This window comes from Bradyrhizobium sp. WSM3983, assembly GCF_000473045.1.
GTDB lineage: Bacteria > Pseudomonadota > Alphaproteobacteria > Rhizobiales > Xanthobacteraceae > Bradyrhizobium.
The window spans coordinates 203,148-226,273 of record NZ_AXAY01000014.1; the positions used below are offsets into that span (position 1 = coordinate 203,148).

Genomic DNA, 23,126 nt, shown 5'->3' on the forward strand with positions numbered 1-23,126 from the left:
CTCGAATGCGCGGACACGCGAGGACAGTCACTTGCCAGCAATAGGAACGAACGAAATCTCGCGACGTTGGCGCGGCCTGCGTGTCAAAGCCCGAACGGATAGGTATCCGGAGCACCAGCCCGACGATGCTCCGGGCCGAGGGGCGTGACCGCATGGGTTTCATCCAGCCAGACGAATCCGTCGAACTGCCGCGGCAGTGACGCCTCGGCGTAATGGCTTTGCAGTTCGGTGTCCGGTCGGTAGATCACGCCGATGAATCGTTCGAGGCGAGGCTCGATCAGGCGACGCCGAAGGGCTTCATGGCGCCGGAATTCAACCATGCCCTGTGTCGCGGCCGCCTCATGAAACAGCCGTTCATAGCTGTCCGCACGGGAGGGGCGAACACGCATCACCTCCATCTCGCCGTCCCAATCCGAGGCAGCGGCCACCGTGCCGGAGTGAGTACCGAATCCGATGAGCGAGGCCGCTTCGCCGAATTGCTGGCGGCAAAGCTGGCCAATATTGAGCTCATTGCGGACCGTCCCCATCTCTGTGAAACGCGCATCGCCGATATGGGAATTATGGGCCCAAACGATGGCCTTCGACTTGGGACCATGGGCCTCGAGGATATGAACCAAGGTCTCGAACATGTGCGTATCGCGCAGGTTCCAGGATTCGGCGCCGCCGTAATACATGATCCGGTAGTAGCGCTCGGCTGCGGTGATCAAGCGGGCGTTCTGCGCTGCATCCAGGAAGTTGTCCGGGTCGTCTGCGCCATAGGCAAGCTGCTTCTTCAGGATATCCTGACACTGGCGGATCACCTCAGCCTCGCATCTGCGATAGCCCTCGGTCAGAACGGCCCGCCCATAGGTCGACGGCTCGCGCTGCCATGGAGTCAAACATCCATAGCGCTCGCGCGCGACCGCCGCTGCTTCGGGATCGACACTGTCGAGATAGGCCAGAACAGCAGCAATTGAACTGCGCATATTGTAGATGTCGAGGCCGAAGAAGCCGGCCCGGCCGCCTGGTGGCCTTTGCTCATTGTAGCCGCGCATCCAGTCCACGAACGCGGCAACGTCCGTATTTCGCCACATCCAGATCGGGAAGCGTTCGAACGGCAAGTCGTGAGCGCCCGGGCTAACGCGATCGCGAACGTAGCGGTCAATTGCAGCGGCATCAGGCCAATCCGCTTCCACGGCAACGATCGTGAAGCCGTGTTCTTCAATAAGCCGGCGCGTGACCGCTGCGCGCGCCTGGTAGAACTCCGATGTGCCGTGACTGGCCTCGCCCAGCAGGACCAGGCGCGAATGGGCGAATCGATCGAAGAGGGCTCCGAACGCAGGATCGCCGAAGGTTGGCAAAGGCTCGATCGCGGCGCAGATCATGTCCGTCACCGACTGGGACCGCGAGTGGCCGGGGGTCAGATTGCTCGCCGAACGCGTGCCGTTCTCGGCCCATCCCTGCTCGCCGATCAGAGGCACGAAGCGAACAGCGCCCAAGGTCTCTTCATCGTAGTCCATTGCCGTGCGCCGCGTGATCCGGAGCAGCGACTGTTCGTCCGCGAAATTGCCGACCGGAATGACGAGACGACCGCCGATAGCCAATTGCCGCTTAAGCGCGCTTGGAATCGAGGGGCCGCCGGCGGCGACCAGAATCGCGTCGAATGGTGCTTCCTTGGCCAAACCGCGCGTACCGTCACCGGTGTGGACCATGCAATTTGTATATCCGAGCATATCCAGCCGCTCCGCGGCCATCCGTGCGAGGGAGCCATGCCGTTCGATGGTATGGACGGTTCTGGCCAGTCGGGATGCAATAGCCGCGGCATAGCCCGAACCCGTGCCAACCTCGAGGACCTTATCGGTCGATTTGAGCTCGGCCGCGTCGAGCATCGCAGCGACGATATAGGGCTGTGAGATGGTTTGATCGTTGGCGATCGGAAGCGCGCTGTCCTCATACGCGAACTCTTCGAAGCCGACTTCCACAAACCGTTCTCGCGGGACCTGTCGCATGGCATCCAACACCCGATGGTCGCGAATGCCGCAGCCGGCGAGCTGAATGTCGACCATGCGGTCGCGAAGATCAGCATATACTGTCATTGCAGCGCTCCTCTTCAGAAGCGTGAAAGCGGCTAGGACTGAACAAGTTCCTCCAAATCTTGAAACAGGATCATGGCGTCGTATGCGCCGAAACCAGGTCCCGCTCGGGCGGCGCCGTCTCGGTGTGTGGGCCGGCTCGGCTAGGCACCGGGCAATTTTAACGACGCTGTGACTGCAAAAAGCTTGGATCACTCGTCACCCGGACGGGCGGCATCTTGTTGATCCAATAAGCTCAGCGCAGTCTCAATCTTCTCGAGCAGTCTTTCGATTTCATCGCGCTCATTCGGCCCGGGATTACTCTCAAGTTGTTTCAGGAGCCGTTGCTTCTGTGCAAGCAATTTTGCGGCAGTCGACATCGCAAACTCCCTATGTTGTGCGCCGGGGCATCTCAACGAATTGGTGTGCCGAGGCCTGCAACTCCGCCTGCGCCGCCGACTTCGCGCATGCCAAGCTGACGCTGGGCAGACGTGCGGCGGCGGTTAGCAGAAACCTACATTTTACGATCTTGCTCTGCATCGCTAATCTCCTCGCCATGTCGCGCTGCAACGGCTAATCAGATGATCTCCCGACGGGGTGCATTGATCTATTGGGAACCAATTGCATATTTTTCCCGTTATCGGCTGCGCCCGAGACTGTGCTCGCGGTCGAAGGACGCAGCCACTGCGGGAGCTGACGCACTTTAATGCGGTATCGCCCTGGACCTGCCGATTATCGCCCGCCGCGACCGGAGCCGTTGGCGCAACGACCGGGACTTCTGGAGCTCCTTACGAGGCTTCGGCGCAATCCGCTCGAGTGCTGGAGCGCGGAATTCTTCGATCAGCCCATCATCCACATCAAGCTCCCGTTGATGAACGCATTTGTGGTGAACGAGCCCGGCGCTATCAGGCGCGTGCTGATGGACAACGCCGACAATTACCGCAAGGACCCCATCCAGCGCCGGATTCTGTCTAGCGGTTTTGCGGACGGCCTCTTGAGCGTGGAAGGCGAGCGTTGGCAAACGCAGCGCCGCATGCTCGCGCCCCTCTTCTCAAAACGAACAGTGAATTCGTTCGCCACGGCGATGCTGAACGCTGCTGAGCGGCTCGCGGATGAATGGACCAGGTTGGGCAATGGAGCGATTGTCGACATTGCGGCCGAGATGACCCTGATTACCCTCAATGTGCTGGCGATGACCATCTTCTCCGATGGAATCGGGGAAGACCTGAACGAATTCAGGTCAGCCATGAACACCTATTTCGGCGTGATCGGGCGCATAGGTGCGCTCGATCTCCTCGGCTTGCCACCGGCCATACCGCGACCTGGGGGCGCGCGCTTGCGACGGACGATGGGATACTTTGAAGGTATCATAGATGAAATCATCGAGAAGCGAAGACGCCGAATGTCGGCGTCCGGTTCGGAACAGCCGAGCGATCTCCTATCGTTGCTTCTGCGCGCGCTCGATCCGTCGACGGGCCAGTCGATGAGCCTTGCCGAAGTGCGCTCCAACGTTCTGACATTCCTATCGGCAGGTCACGAGACCACCGCCAACGCCTTGGCCTGGTCTATCTTCTTGCTATCGCAATCTCCGGAATGGCGAGCGCAAGTGCAGGAGGAAGCCGAACGCGAGTTGGATGCTCCTGTCGATTGTCTTGCGGAGCGGCTCATCGCGACCAGGGCGGTTGTTGAGGAAGCGCTGCGCCTTTACCCGCCTATTGCCGCGCTTAGCCGGACTGCACGTCGCGCGGACATCCTCGGGGATTTCTACGTCAAACCTGGGTCGCTGGTTGTGATCGCGCCCTATGTACTGCACCGCCACTGGCGCCTCTGGGACCGACCTGACGTGTTCGATCCAGCTCGGTTTCTGCCGACGGCAAGAAGTGCAATTCCTCGTTTTGCTTATCTGCCTTTTGGCGTGGGGCCGAGGACCTGCATTGGCTCGTCTTTTGCGCTGCAGGAGGCAACCATCGTTCTTGCCGTTCTCATGCGACGGTTCGACCTGAAACTCATGCCTAATGCCAGAATCTGGCCCATGCAGAAGATCACCTTGCGTCCGGCGACTGGCGTGCCAATGCGGGTGGCCTCAAGAGGCGCCCAAATAGGCACCATTCTCCTTGCCTGACCTGGGCCCGATAGTGGGATCAATAGCAAGGGTTCGCCTGTTGCCGGCAGAGCCCCACCGGAACCGTCCAAGCCGCACAAGGTTTCTCCGTTAGAGTGGAGAACCCTCATGAGTAGCGAGCGGAATAGCCACTGTACCGCCTTTGTACTTTTCGCGATTGTGATAATCGCAATAATCGCGGCATGGGTCACGACGCTAGAGCAGGTCGACACAAGGACGGCTAACACAGAGACTCCGCCCGGTGCGACGGGCCTTGCCAAGCCACGCCCGCCACTGGATCGCGCACCAGGCCAGCCGGTGAAAGGCAACTGAGTGGCCACATACCGCGCCGGCCGGTAACCGGGCGTGTTTTTGATCGCCAGTCCGCGCGCCGCGGAGTCATGACCCAGCGCAGATTTCGACTCTGGCTATCAAGGAACTCGGTGATGCGATAAGGCCGGGCTGAAACAGTATTTGACAGCGAACTTACCGGCGCTCTGTCTCCAAGCACCGCCTCGAACCGTACCGAGGCCGCTGAGCGCTTCACTTCAAGCTACTTGAATGTGAACGAATCCCAGACTCGTCCCAAGCTTGGCGCAAATCATGGACCATGTCACGCCAAGCGTCGCCGCTTCTACCGCCGAAGCGGCGGACGTAGGCTGGGTGGAAAGTGACGCGCAGCGGACGGCCCTCAAATTGGAGCTTTGCTTTGCGGGCCGCTCGAACGGACTGCGACGCGCCGAATAGGCGAGCCGCCGTGCTGCCAAGGGCAACGATAACAGCTGGCTTGGAGCGTCGGATGTCGGTTAGCACCGCTACACCATGGCATTGGATTTCGTCAGTCGTTGGACTGCGGTTGCGTGGTTTGCAGTCTTTGGAGTGCTCGATGAGCCGAAATGGAATGGCATTCGCCAGACGGAGCTGTCCAGGGTCGATTCCACCCTCCTTCAGCATCTTGCGCAAAGCGTTGCCGGCAGGTCCGACGAAGGGCTTGCCCTGCGCGGCTTCCACAGCGCCCGGCGCTTCGCCCACGAGGTATAGCCGCGGCCGCCGGAAGCGACCTTGAGGTGCGACACGGCGGTGGTCGAGACGTTTGTTCGCGGCACTTGCCTCCGCCATCGATTCCTGCGCGCCAAACGGCGAGCCTCGCCTCATTGTTTACCGCTGAAGATTTCGGCGACCTCGTACAGATGGGGATCGATTTCGCCGGTCATCTTCTCGAACTGATTCCAGGCCTTGCGAAATTCTGGCGATTGGTGCGCAGCCCTCAGCAAATCCGCAGAGTCCCATTGGACGTAATTCACAATGCGACGTCCATCGAGGCTGCGATGCAGGCTGATGGAAATGCATCCTGGCTGGCGGGCCATGAACTGAGCTCTCTCGGTCATGATCGACAATGCTTCGGCCAGCTTTCCTGGTTCAGCTTCGATGACGGTAATCTGGGTGACGGGCTGTTTGCCGACTTTGATCTGCGGCATAGCTACCTCCCTTGTTTGCGCCACTATCGATCGATCTCTCCAAATACGATATCCAACGAGCCAATGATTGCCGAAACGTCGGCCAGTAAATGGCCGCGGCTGAGAAAGTCCATCGCTTGTAGGTGCGCGAACGAGGGTGCCCGTATCTTGCACTTATACGGCTGGTTCGAGCCATCGGAGACCAGATAGACCCCGAACTCGCCTTTCGGTGCTTCGACAGCGGCATAGACCTCTCCGGCGGGCACGTGAAAGCCTTCGGTGTATAGCTTGAAGTGGTGGATCAGCGCTTCCATCGAGCGTTTCATCTCGCCGCGGCGCGGTGGGAAAATCTTGTTGTCCTGGACCGCAACCGGCCCCTGTCCCTCGGGCTGGCGCAATTTCTCGATGCACTGCTGCATGATGCGCACGGACTGGCGCATCTCTTCCATGCGGACGAGGTAGCGATCGTAGCAGTCGCCGTTCTTGCCGACGGGAATATCGAAGTCCATTTCGGTGTAGCACTCGTAAGGCTGTGCCTTGCGCAGATCCCAGGCCGCGCCCGAACCGCGCACCATGACTCCGGAAAAGCCCCACGCCCAGGCATCTTTCAGCGTCACCCTGCCCACATCGACATTGCGCTGCTTGAAGATGCGATTTCCCGTGAGCAGCCGGTCCAGATCGTCCACCACGCCGAGGAAGGGATCGCAAAACGCCTCAATATCATCAATCAGCTTTGGCGGCAGGTCTTGATGTACACCGCCGATGCGAAAGTAATTTGCATGCATGCGGGCGCCGGAGGCCCGCTCATAGAACACCATGAGCTTCTCGCGCTCTTCGAACCCCCACAGAGGCGGAGTCAGCGCGCCGACGTCCATCGCCTGCGTAGTGATATTGAGCAGATGCGAGAGCAGGCGCCCGATCTCGCAGAACAGCACGCGGATCAACTGGCCGCGGCGCGGCACCTCAAGGCCGAGCAGCCTTTCCGCCGCGAGACAGAAGGCATGCTCCTGGTTCATCGGTGCGACATAGTCGAGCCGGTCAAAGTACGGGATCGCCTGCAGGTAGGTCTTATTTTCGATCAGCTTCTCGGTGCCGCGGTGCAAGAGTCCGATATGCGGATCAACCCGTGCCACCACCTCGCCGTCGAGATCGAGCACGAGGCGCAGCACACCGTGCGCAGCCGGATGCTGTGGCCCAAAATTGATAGTGAAGTTGCGAACGCCAGCTTCCGCCATGGCGAACTTCCGCTTCCAACGCGTCGGCCGACGGCTCCTCGCCTGTCCGATCGCTTTCGACGTAAGGACGGCGCGGACATAGCGCGCTTCGGCATCCCCCAGCCCGCCGCTCTCAAGAACGGATCAGGTATTCAATCGAGGCAAGGCGATAGCGTTCCTATCCTTGCTGCAGTTTGCCGCCCGAGGTCTTCTGGATCGCCCATCCTGTTTCGCAGGCAGCGATCTTTCGCCAAGGAGCGGCCTGGTAGGGTCGCGCTGCACCCGCTGCACCAGCAGTTGATGTGCCCGAAGTGCCTGGTCTTGCCGCGCGGCACCAGCAGCGCCATGCAGGAAGAATCCAATGAAGAACAGCCACACGCCCGCGATCGCATTTTTCGGTTACGAATTCCAGGATTCCGTACAGGATCATGGCAATGCCGAAGAACTCGCCCGCAGCGATCCGCGTGGCGCGTCCCGTCCGCCAAGTTCCTATCTGGTCTGGCTTGCACTGGTATGGCCCGTTCGAACCGTATTCGTTAGTTCCGGTGCATTGACCGGAAGTAGTGTTCGGCGTGCTGGAAGTAATTCTCAGCGGCGATCCGGTCGCCGGCCAGCGCTTCGGCGTGAGCCAGCGCCAGGTAACGTTCGTAGTTCCTTCGTGGGTCTTGCGGAATGTGCGCGCCCTGGTGGCGAGCCACTGCAGCTTTGGCCCTTCGGAACTGGGGTTTTCGCGGTTTCATGTTGCTCGCCATTCTCCTGTTTGCACGCGGCGGTGCGGCCGCGCGGTTGCGTTGCGATAGCGTCTTCATGTCAGTCATTGTCGTGGCGCCGCTCAGGCGTACGACACTGGCTTGAGGGTATGCAGGTGCAAGTGTGACGGCGGTCGGCGATTGCGCTGCGATGGCGCAGCAGTGCGGGTTCGATGGCCGTTACGAAATCCGCTCTTGGATTCATGGAACCTAGGCAGAAGATATGCCCGCCGACTGGTTGTATATGGGAGTCCAAACCGCTGACTTCAATGTTGACAGCTCGTCGCAGCCCTTAGCGTCAGCCCAATGGCGGCCTGTACGACATTCCGTCGGCTCGATGCACGGAACCCGGGCCTTCGTCGCTCAGCGCGACGAGGCGCTTGTCCGGCGGATGTCGTTTGATCATTCAATCCTTCCACACCACATGCAAATTAAGGAGGCCCGGCTATGACCCAGGTGGAAATGCTGGCCGGTTTTGTCGAACGCGCGCGTTTTGCCGACCTCAGCGTTGCGGCGGTGGAACAGCTGAAAATCCGCGTGCTGGACACCATTGCTGTCGCACTTGGCGCGCTTGATGCCGGCCCCATCGGCGCCGTTCGCAAGCTCACCGCCGAGCTCGGTGGCCAGCCTATCTCGACCCTTATCGGCGGCGGCAGGACCGCGCCGGACCGGGCGGCCTTCTTCAATGGCGCGCTCAGCCGATACCTCGATTTCATGGACAGTTATCTCGCCGAGGGCGAGACCTGTCATCCGTCCGACAATCTCGGCGCGGTCCTGGCCGCAGCTGAGATGCGGCAGGCAATCGGGGCGGACTTTTTGACCGCACTCGCAGTCGCGTATCAGGTCCATACCCGTTTGAGCGATGTGGCGCCGGTGCGAGACAAGGGGTTCGACCACACAACCCAAGGCGCCTACGCCGCGGCGGCCGGAGTTGCCAAAGCGCTCGCTCTCTCGCGCAATCAGATTGCCAATGCAATCGCCATCAGCGGCACCGCGAACAACGCGCTGCGCGTGACCCGAACCGGTGCGCTGTCGCATTGGAAGGGCCTTGCCTATCCCAATACAGCCATGGCGGCGACGCACGCGGCATTGCTTGCGGCGCACGGGATCACCGGACCGGAGGCGGTGTTCGAGGGCAACAAGGGATTCATGGACACGATCGCCGGGCCGTTCAAGATTGACTGGTCGAAGGAAGATCTGGAGCGTGTGCGCCTTACCATATTGAAGAAGCACAATGCCGAAATCCATGCGCAGTCTGCCATCGATGCAGCCCTCGATATCCGCGCCTATCCGCACTTTGCAGCCGGTACGGTGCGGGCCGTGCGGCTCAAGACCTTTGCGGTGGCCCATCAGATCATCGGTGGTGGGGAGGAGGGCGACAAGCGAATTGTGCGCACAAAGGAGGAGGCTGATCACAGCCTTCCTTACATGTTGGCGGTCGCCCTTATTGACGGCCAGGTGCAGCCTGAGCAGTACGCGCCTGATCGCATAGCCAGCTCCGATGTCCAGCAGATGCTGCGCGATGTGACCATCAAGCCGGAAGCACGGCTATCGGCGCTATTTCCGCAGCGCTTGCCAGCCGAACTCGAGGTAGAGCTCGAAGATGGCACCGTCTTTTCCGCCCAGCGGGAGGATTATCGCGGCTTTCATACCAACCCCTTTGATTGGACGGCGGCGCGAGCCAAGTTCGACAGCGTGAGCCGCGTCTTCACCACTGCAGCGGAGCGCGCGGCGATAGCCGACGTGATCGCCACTCTCGATGAACGTCCGATCACCGATCTGACGAAGCTGCTCGGGGCCATCCGCTGGCATGCCGCTGCCACATGATTTCCGTGCGGAGAAGGACCATGACCATGACCGAAACCACGTTTTCCTTCATTCCCCGGGCGGCGCGCTCGACGAAGCCGCGCAAGACCGGTCTTACCGAAATTCGAGGACCATATTACAGCGCTTATGGTCCGCGCCACCTTGCCGATGTCTTGGAGACGGTCGGCGCCTGGGTCGACGGGATCAAATATGCGGGCGGATCCTTCGCGCTGATGCCTGCAAGCGCCGTGACGAGCATAAACAAGCTGGCACACGATCATGATGTTTACGTATCGACCGGCGGCTGGCTAGAAAACGTGCTGCGTTTTGGGCCGGAAGCGGTTGATCGCTACATTGAGGAAGCCAAGGTGCTCGGCTTCGACGTCATTGAAATCTCCACGGGTTTCATCAGTTTGCCAACGGATAGCCTGCTGCGCCTGATTCAGAAGGTGAAAAGCGCTGGGCTGAAAGCCAAGCCGGAGCTCGGCATTCAGTTCGGCGCTGGCGGCAGCACCGCAACTGAAGAACTCGCGGCCGAGGGCACCAAGGATGTCGGCTGGCTGATCGCGCAGGCCGAGCGCGCGCTCGATGCCGGCGCCGACATCATCATGATCGAAAGCGAGGGTATCACTGAAAGCGTGAGCACATGGCGCACGGACGTGGTGGCCCGTATCATCAATCAGCTCGGGCTCGAAAAGGTCATGTTCGAAGGCGCAGATCCCGCGGTATTCGAATGGTACATCAAGAACTATGGCAACGAGGTCAATCTGTTCGTCGATCACAGCCAGATCGTACAGCTCGAGGCGCTGCGGTCCGGCATTTGGGGCACCAAGAGCACCTGGGGCCGCATTCAAAACCTTGCGCCATGACTCGATGCACCAACCGCAATGAAGAACATTACCGCAGCGAATCGCGTGGTGCTTTGCGGTATTCAGAAATTGAACGCGTAAATGCGCCCATCGCCGCCGACATAGAGGCGGTCCTGCGTCGCTATGAGCGACTGCAGGTGTCGGAGGCCGCTCAGGGGCTCGCTGACAAAAAGCGGCTCGCCGGTATCGCCGCGGAACGCATGCAGCCGATTGTCGCCTTCGGCGCCAAGCGCCCACACAATGGGATTGGAATGCCCATCCGTGGTGGTCGCAATAGCGGAGCCGCGACCGCGCAGCGCGCCGCACCAAGCGGTCGCCATCGTCGGGGGTGAGCCGCCGGCGATCTTTAAGACCGTCAATCCATGACCGGCGTCGGGTTGCGGGCAGTGCAATCCCGGCGCTTGGAAAGCGACGAAAATTTCTTCGCCGACAGGATAGGCGGTCGGCGCGGTGATGATCCGCATGGTGGACACGGCTTCGACGGCCAGTTGACCGCCAATGCCTCCAAGGTCGTTTCGATCAAGAAGATAGGCCTTGCGATCCTTGCCCAGCGCCAGCATCAAAGCCTGGCCGCCCGAGCCGGGGATCGTGAGAGGAAGCGGATTGGTGCCTCCGAGATCCGCATCCTGAGAATCGAGTCCTTTCCAGTCCGATGGGGCAAAATAGTCACGACTGCTCTCGCTGCGCCGCAAGTCGGTGCCGATGCGAAAAACGGCTTCACCATCGCTCCATTTGTTGGCGCCGAACGTATTCCCAGTCGCGAAGAAGATGTCGTGTCCGACGACACTCAACCCGCCGGGCGACCAGATGCCGCCGCCTCGCGCGCGCGTCTCAAAGCTGACAAGCTTGCTCGGATCGTGCGCGACAATTCCGATCACCCAGCCGTGGTAATTTTCACAATCGCCAAAGTGGCCGCCGAAGGCGACGTAAACAATGCCGTCGAGAAGTGTGAGCGCTGAGCGCTGGTTCTGTATGCGAGGGTCGAAATGCCGTCCCGACCTTCGCAGGGCGTCGGCAATATCGATCGGCCAACCGGATAGGACGCTACCGTCCTTAAGCGAAAGCCCGAACAACTCGTGACGAGGACCGTTCGGCCGCTCGACGGCAGCGTCGAAATAGATCGCCTCGGTGGTGGGATCGATCACGGGCGTCCCGGTGATGCCGAGCGGATTGATGTTCCCGCAGGGTAACGACGAACCCGCCACGGGACGCCCAACCACGCGTCTCCACAATTCCTTGCCGGTCGTCGCATCGAAGGACTGCACGATGTCGTCTTCGGATGCCACAATGAGCATACCGGTATTCGAGCCAGAGGGATGCCAGTAGAGCGGCTGGGCGTAGAGGGCTCCAGCAATACGAGCGTCAAACATGCGATCGAGGTGCACCGACCCGGCCTTTTCCCAGGACAGAGCCGAAACGACAAAGTTGCCGCTTCGACTGTCGTCACCGTGATAGGTCAAAACTGAGTGGTCTTGAGCGATGGCGGGCAGTGGAGAGATCGCGAGTGCAAAGATTCCCGCCATTAAAGCAGCACGTGCTCTCATCGAAGTCGGGCCTTTACCGTCTATCGCGCTTAACAACTGCCCGCCACCACGGTTCCACGGATACACCGCTATTGAGGATGTCGTCAGGTCGGAGGAGGCCTGACCTCAACTATCAACCGGTGAAGTCGAGCGGCGGTGGGGGGAGATCGACTGTCGCGAAGGGGTGGTTAGCGAGGCCCGTGTTCCATCGACGGCGCCCTTGTTGCCGGTGTGACCCGGGGCACTTGGAACTTTGCATGGTCTGTTCAATTGTCGAACAGGCACACCAATGGCCGAAGCCGATAAGCTTCGATGAATTTGTCATGGCGAAGGAGATTAGGCCGATCACTGGATCTACAAAGATGATCGATGCGGCCGCTGAGCCGACCCCATCATCGACCGGAGCGGAGGTGTTTTACACCCAGGCCTTGCGCGAGCTCGCAAAGCTCGATCTTCCGTTTCTGTTGGCAGGCACATATGCGCTCAGCGCCTATACCGGCGTGTCGCGCGCGACCAAAGATCTGGATATCGTGTGCAAGCCGACTGACTATCCGCGTGTTCTCAACCACTTCCGCAGCCTTGGATACACCGTCGCAATCGAGGACGAACGCTGGCTGGGCAAGGTCTTCCAGGACGAGCACTTTTTCGATGTGATCTTCGCGTTCTGGCATGGCATGGCTCCCGTGACCGACCAATGGTTCGAATCCGCGCCGCGCATCGAGGTGTTTGGTACGCCGATGCGCATCATCGCCCCGACGGAGTTGATCTGGTCCAAGGCCTTCGTCCAGTTGCGGCACCGCTACGATGGCCCGGATATCGCGCATCTCATTCTCAAGCAGCACGATCAGATCGACTGGCGACGTCTGCTTGCCTACATGGAGCTGCATTGGGAGGTGCTTCTGGCCCATCTACTCAATTTCCGCTGGGCCTATCCGAGCGAGCGTGATTGCGTGCCGCGCTGGCTAGTGGACGAACTCGTCGTCCGCCTGAAGACCCAGTTCGAACTTCCTCCTCCGCGCGTGAAGATATGTCGGGGGCGCCTGTTTTCGCAGGTCGACTATGCGCCGGCCATTGAGGAATGGGGATTCGTCGACGCAGATCAGGATAGTGAGTAGCGCGATGTCTGAAAAGCCCGACTCGCTCACCTTCGCTGCCATTGGCGATCTCCACGTGAAGGAGGATCGCACGTTGTCGTTCCGGGAGCTCTTTGCCGAGCTCTCGACCAAGGCCCAGGTGCTCGTCCTTTGCGGCGACCTCACTGACCTCGGCAAGCCGTCCGAAGCGGAACTTCTGGCGGAGGATTTGCGCGCCTGCTCCATTCCCGTTGTCGGCGTGCTCGGAAATCACGACTACGAGTCTGGGCACGCTGAAGACGTTAAGCGCATTTTGAAGGGGGCCGGGATGCACCTGCTCAACGGGCAGTCGTACGAAATAAATGGTGTCGCCTTCGTCGGGGTGAAGGGATTCATCGGGGGCTTTGGCCGTCGTATGCTTGCTTCATTCGGCGAGCCAGTTGTCAAGAGCTTGGTCGCTGAAGCCGTCGACGAAGCGACGCGCCTCGAAAATGCGATGCGTGCGGTGGCGAGCAAGCAGGCTGTCGTCGTTCTTCATTATGCACCGATTCCCGATACGGTCGAAGGCGAACCACTAGAGATCCTTCCGTTCCTCGGCTCGTCGCGTCTCGGCGAAACGATCGATCGATTCAAGGTGAGCGCGGTGGTGCACGGCCATGCTCATCAGGGTCGCTATGAGGGCCGCACGCCCGGCGGCGCGCGCGTCTACAACGTGGCCCGATCAATCGAGAAGCCCACCGGTCGACCCTATGCCTTGATTGAGGTCTGACCTGGGTGGTTTCGCGCTCTTCTGGTCATCGGCCTGGCGCGCCTCCTGTGCTGTCTTAACGATCCTGTCGCCGTGCTTCTCGACCAACCATTCGGTTCCACTAGGATAGCAGGCAGTGCGATGGACAATGCGGCAGAGGGAGGTGGGTTCATCGGTGTTCGCGCGAAACAACGCTCGCGAAAACGAACGGTATTGCTGCCCGTGCGTTGGGTGAGTGCCACGCAGGAGAGGCGCATGGATCGTCCATTGATCGTACCCGCCAGAGGGCTCCTGGACGCGGGAACCGGCAAGCCGATAAGTGACGAGTTTTTCGGCGCCGTCAGGGTTGATCTCGCCGACAAGGGCTTCTTTATCACGGCGGCCGATGACCTCATCACCTGGGCGCGAAGCGGTTCATTGATGTGGATGACGTTCGGGCTCGCCTGTTGCGCAATCGAAATGATGCAGATGGCGATGCCGCGCTACGACGCGGAGCGGTTCGGATTTGCGCCGCGCGCCAGCCCGAGGCAGTCGGATGTCATGATCGTGGCGGGCACGTTATGCAACAAGATGGCGCCTGCACTGCGCAAGGTGTACGACCAGATGCCGGAACCGCGATATGTGATCTCGATGGGGTCATGCGCCAATGGCGGGGGTTACTATCACTATTCCTATTCGGTGACCCGCGGATGCGATCGCATTGTTCCCGTGGACATCTACGTCCCCGGTTGTCCACCTACGGCAGAGGCGCTGCTCTACGGTGTGATGCTTCTACAAAAGAAGATCCGCCGGACCGGGACGATCGAGCGCTGAATATGACCTCCTGTGTGCGGCGGCCACTTGAGCTCAGGTCAAACACGATGCCCAGCGCGGCGAGGCCGAGCGCCACCGCCGCGAGAGGCAACAACATAACGATTGCGGCATCTCTGCTCCTCGGGCGGCAGTCTTGTTGGGTCGATTTGGTCTGCACATCCGGCGCTGCCGCTGCATTCGACGACCGCGCGGGTGCCATGCGGTGGCGTCCAGTCAGTCAAGTGGGAACAAGCGATGGAAGCAGTGATGGCTGGTGCGGGTTTAATTCGCGATTGGCGTCGATCCTCTGCGATCGGCGGAACAGTCGCGGTCGCGATCCTTATGATCGCAAGCCTGGCGCAGGGACAGCCCGTCAATTTTCATGGTCAACCTCTCGCAGGGACCGGGCACGCAGTATGGCAGCATCAAGTTGCGGACGCCTCACATGCCTCACATGATGCAGGACCCGGTAGTTTCGCCGATCTCGCCGAGAAAGTTGCCCCGGCTGTGATCGCGGTCAGCGCCATGACCGGTGCAACGCTCCAAGCTTTCCCGAATCGACGGCGTGGCCCCAGAAACGAAAATCCGGCTCCGGATACTCCCGAGCAGGGACAGGACAGAGGCGAACTCGTCTCGATGGGGTCTGGCTTCCTCATCTCGCCGGACGGTTATGCCGTGACCAACAGCCACGTCGTGGAAGACAGCGACACGGCCGAGATCCGCACCAGTGACAACAAGATCTATTCAGCCAAGGTCATCGGAAAAGATGCGCTGAGCGATCTTGCCCTGATCAAAGTCGAAGGGCGCAGCGATTTCGCTTACGTAAAGCTCGCCGACCGGCCGCCGCGCGTCGGTGATTGGGTGCTTGCCGTCGGCAATTCGTTCGGACTCGGGGGCTCGGTTACGGCCGGTATCGTTTCAGCGCGCGGGCGCAATCTCGAGATCAGTTCGTCGGAGGATTTCCTCCAGATCGACGCGCCGATCAACAACGGCGCTTCCGGCGGTCCAAGCTTCAATACTCAGGGTGAGGTCGTTGGCGTCAACAGCATGATCCTTTCACCCGGGGGAGGCTCCGCGGGCGTCGCTTTCGCAATCCCCGCCGACACGGTCAAGGCGGTGATACCGCAACTGAAGGACAGTGGCGCGGTGACGCGCGGGTGGATCGGGGCGGAAGTTCAATCGGTCACCCCTGACATCGCCGAGGTTCTTGCCATGAACAATCCTCATGGCGCGATCGTGGTCAGTGTTCAGGACAACGGTCCGGCTGCGAAGGCCGGCTTAAGAAGCGGGGACGTGATCTCCTCGTTACGTAACGAGCCGATCAAGAGCGCCAACGAATTGACCAAGAAGATCCATGTGATGGCGCCCGGCTCTTCGGCGCAGTTCACTGTGCTGCGGCAAGGAAAAGAGAGCCCCTTGAGCGTGACCTTGGGCCGGCTGCCCAACCAGTCCAGCTCGCCCGCGGCCAATCCAAGATAGCGCGAGACGTGGCTTCGCGTGGCGTTGCGTTGGACGCGGAGGCTGCGGTCTGGTGGCAGGTACATCCCGTTGGACACGAGCATGCATGCCCTCGCCAGTCGGCTGCACGGGCAGTAGTGTGTGCTCGACCCCGGGTCTTGGTCGAACAATGTTCTCGGAGTTTGTCATCGAACGTCGCCGTGGCGCGCAAGGTGGCGCAGACGAGAGAGAGAGAGCACGGCGGCTGGTGCCCGCCCATGCCAAGGAACCCGCCAGACGGTCGATGGGTTGGTATCAGTGGAGGCACTTTGCCGATGGATCATGCCCGCCTTGAGCAGAGCGCGATCCACCCAAGTGCTGTTTTCGCGGCGCTCAAGCCCCCGCCCGAGCGGGGCGGTATACCCACGGAGATGCAGATGAACCGGATGGCTGATCTTATCAATCACGGTCAAAGCTGCTGGATGGACGATCTGACCAGGCACATGATTGCAACCGGCGACTTGGCCCGACGTGTCGAACAAGAAGGCCTGCGCGGCATCACCTCCAACCCTACGATCTTCGAGAAGGCGGTGGCGCAGAGCGATGATTACAATGGGGATATCGCCCGGGGCGCGGCAGCTGGCGAGTCGGCTGAACAGATCTACGAGGAGTTGCTGACCGCGGATGTGCGGAATGCCTGCGATATACTGCGCCCAGTCTACGATCGGGGCGCGCGCGCGGACGGCTTCGTCAGTCTCGAAGTGTCGCCACATCTCGCGCATGACACGCAGGCGTCGCTCGCTGAGGCGCGGCGTTTATGGCGGCGCGTGGACCGGCCCAATCTATTCATCAAGATTCCGGGTACCGCCGCCGGCGCACCGGCGGTCGAAGAATTGCTCTTCGAGGGTATCAACGTCAACATCACCTTGCTGTTCTCGATCGCGAGCTACGAAGCCGTGGCCGAGGCCTACATGCGGGCGCTCGAGCGACGGATTGCAGTAGGACAGCCAATCGACGGCATCGCATCGGTCGCGAGCTTCTTCCTGAGCCGGATCGATGTGCTTGTGGACGAGCTTCTCGGACATCGAATCAGGCTCCACGGAGCATCGCCCGCACAACCCGACCCGCTGGATCTTCTCGGCAAGGTGGCCATTGCCAACGCCAAACTCGCCTATCAGAGCTTCAGGCGCACGCTTGAGAGCGACCGTTGGAAGGCGCTTGCCGGCAAGGGAGCGCAGGTGCAGCGGCTGTTGTGGGCCAGCACCAGCACCAAGAATCCGGCATACCGCGATCTCATGTATGTTGAGCCGTTGATCGGGCCGCTGACGGTCAATACCATGCCGAGAAAGACAATCGCGGCGTTCCGCGATCACGGGACGGTGCATGATACCATTGAGCGCGGAGTGCCCGAGGCTCGACGCGTCATCGCCGACCTTGAGCGGCTCGGGGTGCGGTTAGATCTGGTCACCGCGCAACTCGAAAACGACGGCATCCAGAAATTCATCGTTCCGTTCGACTCACTGATCAAGCAGATCGAAGCGAAACGCCATCGCGCCACTGCGTTCCACGATCTCGATCCCCTTCGAATGGTTGCCCGGAAGCTACGCCGCCTCGTAATCCGCATGACGACGGAAGCCGGATCAGGGCATCCGACGTCCTGCATGTCCTGCGCCGACATCGTGTCGGCGCTGTTCTTCCGCGAGATGCGCTGGGACCCGAAGGATCCGGCCGCGCGCAATGTTGATGCGTTCGTGTTGTCCAAGGGACACGCGGCACCGATTCTCTGGGCCGCCCTTCATGAGGCCGGTGCGATCGCGGAGGATCCCCTGTCGCTGCGACGGCTCGACAGCACGCTCGAAGGACATCCGACGCCGCTCAATCCCTGGGTCAAGGTCGCCACCGGCTCGCTCGGGCAGGGGCTCGCCGCGGCCAATGGAATGGTGCTCGCCAACCGGCTTGATGCCATCGATGCCCGCGTCTTCTGCCTGCTTGGAGACGGCGAGTGCTCCGAGGGGGCGGTGTGGGAGGCAGCGCAGTTCGCCTCGCTCAATCGCCTGTCAAATCTGATCGCAATCGTGGACGTCAATGGTCTTGGCCAGAGCGAGGCTGCACCCTACCATCACAACACCGCCACGTTCGCGCGCCGCTTTGAGGAATTTGGTTGGCACGCAATCGAAATCGACGGCCACGATATGGCGGCGATCGTGGAAGCCGTCCAGGCCGCCTACCACGGTGGACCGACCGCAATCGTTGCGCGGACCGAGAAAGGCAAAGGCGTATCGTTCCTTGAAGGCGCAAGCGGATGGCATGGCAAGCCGCTCGACCGTGAGCAAATGGCAAAAGCGCTGGAAGAGCTGGGCGAACCCGCAGCTATGCCGGACGTGGAGTCTCGTCGTGTCGGACAAGTGGTGGTCCAGCAGCGCTCGCGGGCAGCCCGGACCCAACCAAACTACCGGGTGGGCGATCGCGTGGCGACACGAGAGGCCTTCGGCCACGCGCTGGAGAAGCTCGGCCGCAACAACATCGCGATCGTGGCGCTCGACGGAGACGTGAAGAACTCGACCGGCGTTGCAGCCTTCGCTGCGAAATATCCGGAGCGGTTCTTTGAAGGCTTCATCGCCGAGCAGAATATGGTCGGTGTTTCGCTAGGCTTGGCGGCGTGCGGAAAGATTCCATATGCCGCAACATTTGCCTGCTTCTTGACGCGTGCATACGATTTCATTCGGATGGCCGGCTACAGCCGGCCGCCACATCTCGTGCTGTGTGGCAGCCACGCCGGCGTCTCTATCGGCGAGGACGGCCCGTCCCAGATGGGGCTCGAGGACATCGCGATGTTCCGCGCGCTGATCGAGAGCACCGTGCTTTATCCGGCCGATGCTGTCAGCGCGGAGCGATTGACCGAGGCGGCGGCGCGCGAGAAGGGTATCGTCTACATCAGGACGACGCGGCCGAAAACGCCCGTCATCTATACCAATGACGAGGAATTCCCAGTCGGTGCGAGCAAAGTCCTGCGCTCGTCGCGGCACGATCGGCTCACTATCGTGGCGGCCGGCATCACGCTGCACGAGGCGCTTGCGGCGCACGATCGTCTCATCGGAAGAGGTATGCCGACCCGGATCATCGACGCCTATTCGGTCAAGCCGCTCGATTGCGAAACGCTGTCGGCGGCAGCGCGCGAAACCGGTGCAATCATTGTCGTCGAGGATCATGCCGTCGACGGCGGGCTCGGTGATGCGGTCGCGGCCGCTGTCGGGGCGATTGCACCGGTGCACCGGCTCGGCATCAGGCAGTTGCCACGCTCCGGCGCGAGTGAAGAGCTGCTCGATCGCTATGGCATCTCACGCCGGGCGATCGAGGACCACGCAATGCGGCTTGCAGCGTAAGCGATTGTGCCGAGCGTGCCAGAAACTTGGTCGCACGCATCATCCCGCACAGATGCGCTCCGGCCGGGCGAAGTCCGACGTCTTAGGCTGTCGCTGTATCGACCGTTAGCGTCCGTAGTGGATGGCGATCCAGTCGGACGAAGCTCGGGCATCGCGAACGGTGTTCAGCATCGATGATCTGAAATTCAGTGTCGAGGCTATTGCCAAATCCGAGCCGGGATGTAGAGTTCGACGGATTATTGAACACCCTTGAATTCGACGCCGCAGCTTTTGCGTTGCGTAGTGCTTTCTTCTGGGGGGTCCCATGTTTGATCCTGTTACCACCGCGCTTTTGCGCGCGGTCCTGGACGAGGTCTGCGAAACCGTTTCCCTGACCGAGACCGGCGCCCGTGCCCACGTGGCTTCGAAAATCCTGGAAGCCGCGACCGGAGGCGATACATCTCCGGACCACCTCAAGCAGGTCGGGCGCCAAGCGCTCTCGCAAGCTCCGACCATGTGGCGCTGACCGGCGAGGGCGGGATGAATTTCCAGGTCACGGTGCTGAAGATACTGGTGGCCTATCCCGACGGCTTCGCCCTCATGGCCGACCTCAAGCGCGACATGGCGATCCTGGCGACCAGCGGTCGGGACTGGTCCGATCGGACCAAGCGGTTGGCTGCGCGCGTGCCGGACCTCGACATCTTTTCGCAAAGGCTCGTCGAGTGCGAAAGGGGCGGTTGGAAGATTACCGCCAAGGGGCGCCTCGTCCTGGAATCCATGGAAGCGCGCCCCGGAGCCGATCAGGCGATGGAGACGGTGCCGGCCGATAAGGCCGATGCGCCGGTGCGTCCGCTGCCGCAGCCCGCCGAGCGGGTGAGGCGGCGACGCGAACGCCGCGAGCGCCGGCGCGAGGCGCGTGAACGCGTGCGGGCGAACGCTTCCTAATTTACGGAGCGGTGGCCCCTTCAGGAGAAGGCTGCCAGATCCAGGCCGTAGCTTATTGCCGCGATGAGGGAGAGCAGCAATCCCAGGCCGCAGATGATCGCGATGGTCTTTAACTCATCGACGTCGGCGTTTCGCGCGGTTCCTGGGTCGGACCGCTGCGCTCCTTGCTTGCGCGCATTCGACTTCCTGCGCGAGAACCGTCTCTATCTTGGATCTTGGGGGCCGTAGACCGGGGGAAGTCAACCATTCCGTGATATGCGCAGCAGTCTCGTCGTGCCACGCTTTCCTCAAGAGGGCTTCTCGCTCTTGGCCGGGCGGGAGGCTCATCGCCCGCTCTCTCGATTGGCGGGCCTGCTTGGCGAGACGTTCCTCGAGGGTAGTCACTTGCTTCAGCCGAAGGCGCTTCATGCCTGGACCCTCGCTACTGGTCCTGCCTCAGCATTCAAACTTGTGAGCCATACGAAAGTTCCGCTATTGGAACGCCCTGGAGCGGGAGCGATCGTCGCCTGGAAGTGAAGCCAAACCGAAAATCATTCGCAGCAAGCGTGAGGGGCGATATGCGCTCGCTGTGCATATGTTCAGCTGACGCAGAGGCAGGAGACCGCGCTGTACAAATGAGTGCACCCTGACGACGACGGATGACGCCGCTCTCGATAACCGCACCCTGCCCAACTCCCGGTTACCCTTTCGGCAGGTCCAACGCTTCGACTGCCCGACTACAAATTTGGGCGGGGTCTTTGACGCCGGTCTGGCCGATCTCAATTATCTTTTTGGCAATCAGTTCGGTGAGCGGATCGCTTCGATCTTCCACACCAATGGCGCGCAGGGCCTGTTCGTAAGCCGTCGAGAGCCGGCCGATCTCTTCCGGTCCCAGAGGTAAGTTTTGCAGTATTCGGTAAATGGCCGAAAGTGCTGGTCCTCGCTGGGATACAGCATAGCACGAGTTCACCGACCCAGAGCTAGAACGAACCAGAGCTATCCTTAATGTCATTCGGCATGGGGTGTTGTTTCGGCGGTGAGATCCATGCGTCACGCGTAGTCGAAGAGGGCCATGAAACCGAAGTCCATGTGCAGTTGCTGATGGCAGTGGAAGAGCGTCGTACCGGGATTGTCGGCGACGAAGTCGAACTCGATTTCCTGGAAGCCTCCGAGCATCACGACGTCCTTGAGGACGCCGGAGGTCGATCTGCCGCCGACCCGCACCAGTTCGAAGCTGTGGCGATGGAGGTGCAGCGGATGGATGTCGTCGCTGGCGTTGCGAAATTTCAGGCGATGGCGGCGACCCTGCTGAACCTTGTACATCGGCTTCATCGTTTCCATCGAGAACGCTTCTCCGTTCAGCGTCCACTGATTGAAGCCGTCCAGCGCGCCGTTTCGCTTGAGAATCGTGAACTCCATCGTCTCATCCGGCTTGGCCGGCGACGCGCCTGTCTTGCCAAACAGCGTGTAGTCCCACTTGTAAGGCTTCGGCTTCGCCCACTGCGGCTTGCCCTTGGCGCCGGCGTACTCGACGACGATCCCCATGCCGCGCTTGCGGTCGTCGTCGGCAAGGTCGCCCATGATCCAAACGCCCGGATGGTTCATCTCGACGATGGCGGAGATACGCTCGGCCGTCCCGAGCCAGAGCACTGGCACATCCTTCGGCGCCGGCACGGGGTTGCCGTCGAGCGCCACGACCTTGAACGAGTGGCCAGGCAGCGCGAGGCTCCGGATCTCGCCGGCGCTGCCGTTCAGGACCTGGAGCAGCACGCGTTCGCCCTGCTTGACGCGGATGGGCTCGCCGTGTCCCAGCATCTTGCCGTTGATCGAGAAGAGATCGTAACCGACCTCGAAGCCCTTCGCCTGTTCCTGGGCCTCGTCATCGGACTTCTTGCCGAGATCCTTCAGTTCCCTGATTTCCTCGCCGGCGAGAAAGTCCATCGCCATGTCGCCGCCGCGGCTGAAGGACGGCGCGAATTCCTTGAGTACCAGAAACACCTCGCGATCGTAGGCGCCGGGCTCGTTCTTCGGCTCGATGTAGACCGGCCCGACCTGGCCGGTGTAGGTGCCGCGGTTGAGGTCGCCCCCGGCGACGACATGCGTATGGTAGAAGCGGAAGCCGGTGGGCTTCGGCACGAACGAGATGCGCCGCGTACCGTGTGGCGGGACAAAGGGCGTGCCTTCCTCGGCCGCCCCGTCGACGTCGCTTGGGATCATCTGGCCGTGCCAGTGAACGAGCTCCGGCACGTCGGTATCGTTGTGGACATCGACGACGGCGAGCTGCCCTTCCTTGAAGCGTAGCAGCGGGCCCGGAAACTGGCCGTTGTAGAGCGTCGTTGAAATGATGTGGTCCGGAGCCAGTTCGACGAGGCCGGTCGAAATCCGCAGGGTGTAGTCAGCCTTCTCTTGGTCGCCCTGCGCGGACACGATCCGGGTCTGCAGCCCGATCAGGGGGACGAGCGCCCCGCCGGCGAGCAGGGAACGGCGGTCTATTGGCATGTCCGGGATCCTTCCACCAGGCTGCGTCCCAGCCCGCGACTTATCGGGTTCCGATATCGATGATCGATATTCCAGCGAAGGCAAGTAACTTCCGGGTGGGACCGGCTGTTCCTATCCCTCCATGGCCTCGCCGGTGAATTCCTTCACGCGGACCTTGGCCAGCGCGAGCCCTTTCTTGCCCAAAGGCGTGGCCCGATAAAGCTTCCGGGCGGTGCGGCCGCCGCGCTGCTTTCGAGATTTGAGATAGCCCCGCTGTTCCATCGCGCTCAGTAGCGGATACAGCGTTCCGGGGCTCAGCTTATAGCCGTGTCGCGCGAGCTCGTCGATAATCCACTGACCATAGATCTCATGTTCCGCCGCGTGGTGGAGGATGTGCAGCCGGATGAAGCCGCTCAGCAGATCCTTGAACTTCATCTCGGCGCGCCCTTATCGGATTCCGTAAAGGCAGGAACCCGGCCGTTCCTGCAAAGTTGCCCGACGATACATCAAAACCGGCCTCGGGGTACGGGTGCCGCCGACCT

At 61.1% G+C, this 23,126-nt stretch carries 18 protein-coding genes and 1 pseudogene; 10 read left to right on the forward strand and 9 right to left on the reverse strand.

What is annotated here, in order from left to right; all coding sequences use genetic code 11:
- Positions 1-83: 83 nt before the first annotated feature.
- Both YUA_RS0121405 and YUA_RS51105 read right to left on the reverse strand, forming a co-directional pair.
- Entirely contained in the window at positions 84-2,075 is a 1,992-nt protein-coding gene (locus tag YUA_RS0121405) for a protein-L-isoaspartate(D-aspartate) O-methyltransferase (protein ID WP_027532558.1), read from the reverse strand.
- Positions 2,076-2,263: 188 nt separating this feature from the next.
- Positions 2,264-2,431, reverse strand: a complete 168-nt coding sequence (locus tag YUA_RS51105) for a hypothetical protein (protein ID WP_198029468.1) — start codon at positions 2,429-2,431, stop codon at positions 2,264-2,266.
- 326 nt (positions 2,432-2,757) lie between these two features.
- Between YUA_RS51105 and YUA_RS0121420 the strand changes: the two genes are divergently transcribed.
- Complete coding sequence (locus YUA_RS0121420; protein ID WP_027532559.1) at positions 2,758-4,173, forward strand: cytochrome P450; 1,416 nt, start codon at positions 2,758-2,760, stop codon at positions 4,171-4,173.
- 522 nt (positions 4,174-4,695) lie between these two features.
- Here YUA_RS0121420 and YUA_RS52645 read toward each other — a convergent pair.
- The 4 genes and pseudogenes from YUA_RS52645 to YUA_RS52340 form a co-directional block, all read right to left on the reverse strand.
- Positions 4,696-5,307, reverse strand: a complete 612-nt coding sequence (locus tag YUA_RS52645; protein ID WP_084292744.1) for a uracil-DNA glycosylase — start codon at positions 5,305-5,307, stop codon at positions 4,696-4,698.
- Entirely contained in the window at positions 5,304-5,630 is a 327-nt protein-coding gene (locus YUA_RS44545) for an antibiotic biosynthesis monooxygenase family protein (RefSeq protein ID WP_051383288.1), read from the reverse strand. The genes YUA_RS52645 and YUA_RS44545 overlap by 4 nt, the downstream gene beginning before the upstream one ends.
- 23 nt (positions 5,631-5,653) lie before the next feature.
- The gene (locus YUA_RS0121435; RefSeq protein WP_027532561.1) at positions 5,654-6,844 is read right to left on the reverse strand and encodes an NADH-quinone oxidoreductase subunit D; all 1,191 of its coding nucleotides are present in this window, start codon (positions 6,842-6,844) and stop codon (positions 5,654-5,656) included.
- Positions 6,845-7,377: 533 nt separating this feature from the next.
- Positions 7,378-7,641 (reverse strand): annotated as a pseudogene (locus YUA_RS52340) (DUF4167 domain-containing protein); the annotation flags it as partial.
- Positions 7,642-8,019: 378 nt separating this feature from the next.
- Here YUA_RS52340 and YUA_RS0121450 point away from each other — a divergent pair.
- Both YUA_RS0121450 and YUA_RS0121455 read left to right on the forward strand, forming a co-directional pair.
- Positions 8,020-9,399 carry an MmgE/PrpD family protein gene (locus YUA_RS0121450; RefSeq protein WP_027532564.1) on the forward strand — a complete coding sequence of 460 codons (1,380 nt, stop codon included), beginning with the start codon at positions 8,020-8,022 and terminating at the stop codon, positions 9,397-9,399.
- A 20-nt stretch (positions 9,400-9,419) separates the two neighbouring features.
- On the forward strand, positions 9,420-10,247 hold the full coding sequence (locus YUA_RS0121455) for a phosphosulfolactate synthase (RefSeq protein WP_245285215.1): 828 nt from the start codon (positions 9,420-9,422) through the stop codon (positions 10,245-10,247).
- A gap of 62 nt (positions 10,248-10,309) precedes the next feature.
- Here the strand turns inward: YUA_RS0121455 and YUA_RS0121460 are convergent, their stop codons facing one another.
- Complete coding sequence (locus YUA_RS0121460) at positions 10,310-11,770, reverse strand: PQQ-binding-like beta-propeller repeat protein (protein ID WP_198029470.1); 1,461 nt, start codon at positions 11,768-11,770, stop codon at positions 10,310-10,312.
- 323 nt (positions 11,771-12,093) lie between these two features.
- Between YUA_RS0121460 and YUA_RS0121465 the strand changes: the two genes are divergently transcribed.
- The 7 genes from YUA_RS0121465 (at position 12,094) to YUA_RS0121495 (ending at position 20,127) form a co-directional block, all read left to right on the forward strand.
- Entirely contained in the window at positions 12,094-12,885 is a 792-nt protein-coding gene (locus YUA_RS0121465; RefSeq protein ID WP_051383289.1) for a nucleotidyltransferase family protein, read from the forward strand.
- A 4-nt stretch (positions 12,886-12,889) separates the two neighbouring features.
- Positions 12,890-13,612 carry a metallophosphoesterase gene (locus YUA_RS0121470; protein WP_027532568.1) on the forward strand — a complete coding sequence of 241 codons (723 nt, stop codon included), beginning with the start codon at positions 12,890-12,892 and terminating at the stop codon, positions 13,610-13,612.
- A 234-nt stretch (positions 13,613-13,846) separates the two neighbouring features.
- The gene (locus tag YUA_RS0121475) at positions 13,847-14,404 is read left to right on the forward strand and encodes an NADH-quinone oxidoreductase subunit B family protein (RefSeq protein ID WP_027532569.1); all 558 of its coding nucleotides are present in this window, start codon (positions 13,847-13,849) and stop codon (positions 14,402-14,404) included.
- Between the two features lie 234 nt (positions 14,405-14,638).
- Complete coding sequence (locus YUA_RS44550) at positions 14,639-15,862, forward strand: S1C family serine protease (protein WP_084292746.1); 1,224 nt, start codon at positions 14,639-14,641, stop codon at positions 15,860-15,862.
- Positions 15,863-16,257: 395 nt separating this feature from the next.
- The gene (locus tag YUA_RS48460) at positions 16,258-19,203 is read left to right on the forward strand and encodes a transketolase (protein WP_084292752.1); all 2,946 of its coding nucleotides are present in this window, start codon (positions 16,258-16,260) and stop codon (positions 19,201-19,203) included.
- A gap of 304 nt (positions 19,204-19,507) precedes the next feature.
- Complete coding sequence (locus YUA_RS0121490; RefSeq protein WP_027532571.1) at positions 19,508-19,708, forward strand: hypothetical protein; 201 nt, start codon at positions 19,508-19,510, stop codon at positions 19,706-19,708.
- 14 nt (positions 19,709-19,722) lie between these two features.
- Positions 19,723-20,127: a hypothetical protein gene (locus YUA_RS0121495; protein WP_027532572.1), complete on the forward strand. Its 405-nt coding sequence runs from the start codon at positions 19,723-19,725 to the stop codon at positions 20,125-20,127.
- A 1,029-nt stretch (positions 20,128-21,156) separates the two neighbouring features.
- Here YUA_RS0121495 and YUA_RS0121505 read toward each other — a convergent pair.
- Together YUA_RS0121505 and YUA_RS0121510 are read right to left on the reverse strand one after the other, a co-directional pair.
- Positions 21,157-22,605: a multicopper oxidase family protein gene (locus YUA_RS0121505; protein WP_027532573.1), complete on the reverse strand. Its 1,449-nt coding sequence runs from the start codon at positions 22,603-22,605 to the stop codon at positions 21,157-21,159.
- 111 nt (positions 22,606-22,716) lie between these two features.
- Positions 22,717-23,019, reverse strand: coding sequence for a PadR family transcriptional regulator (locus YUA_RS0121510; protein ID WP_027532574.1), 303 nt, complete (start codon positions 23,017-23,019; stop codon positions 22,717-22,719).
- Positions 23,020-23,126 lie beyond the last annotated feature (107 nt).